Here is a 775-nt window from a genome sequence, read left to right on the forward strand (position 1 = left end):
ACATCAGCCGACATGCGATTCACGCTGGCTTTCAATTGTTCGACATTGACCATGCACTTCCCTCTGACGCGAATAACTGTATGCACATACAGTAAACGAATACTCGGGGTTACGCCAACGCATTACCTGAGGAGCGCGACAGGCGGAACGGCCGTCGCTGAAAACAAGAAGGGGTTTAGCGCAGGAATGCCACGACCTGTTCAGCGTCGAAGGGCCAGCCCAGCTCAGCCCCTGTATCAACACGACGCAGTACCGGAATGCGTAAACCGTAGGCTTCAAACAGCGCTTCACTGTCGGCAATGTCGACCAGTTCCACCAGCAACCCATGCTCGACCAGCGGCATCAGCTCTGCTTCTGCGAGTTCACAGAGATGGCAACCAAGGGTGCTGAACAACTGGCATTCAGGAGTCATGACAAACAGACCAACGAGGATTGGGTGACTATTCTAGGCCCGGGATGAAAAGTCGTCGAGCAACGCCCTCCGTGACGACAGCCAATTTTAGCTATCTGGTATAACCCTGATGCAAATCATTCGGCGTCGGCTCCAACTGCGCAATGCTCGCGGCTTTTTTTGCCTCTACGCTGGGTACGTCCCGACACCGAAACGGAGCATGTCGTGTTTGCCAATTTGTTGATCATCCTCGCCTCGTCATTAGTGGTGATTGCACTGTTTCGGCGTCTTCAACTGCCTCCCGTGCTGGGCTACCTGTGCGTCGGACTGCTGGTTGGGCCCGGCGCATTCGGCTGGGTGAATGACAACCAGGATCTACCAGAC

Annotated in this window: 2 protein-coding genes; one reads left to right on the top strand and one right to left on the bottom strand. The window is 54.8% G+C overall.

Annotated features, from left to right (window positions below):
• Positions 1-175: 175 nt before the first annotated feature.
• Positions 176-412 carry a glutaredoxin family protein gene (locus AC1DH9_RS30130; RefSeq protein WP_054596376.1) on the bottom strand — a complete coding sequence of 79 codons (237 nt, stop codon included), beginning with the start codon at positions 410-412 and terminating at the stop codon, positions 176-178.
• A 204-nt stretch (positions 413-616) separates the two neighbouring features.
• Here AC1DH9_RS30130 and AC1DH9_RS30135 point away from each other — a divergent pair.
• The coding region (locus AC1DH9_RS30135; RefSeq protein WP_477809452.1) for a cation:proton antiporter domain-containing protein at positions 617-775 on the top strand (159 nt) is incomplete at its 3' end.

It is taken from the genome of Pseudomonas sp. 05T35 (genome assembly GCF_056396605.1).

Bases quoted from the DNA above. Each gene is read 5' to 3' on its own strand.
- AC1DH9_RS30130 (WP_054596376.1), bottom strand. From the start codon at position 412: ATGACTCCTGAATGCCAGTTGTTCAGCACCCTTGGTTGCCATCTCTGT.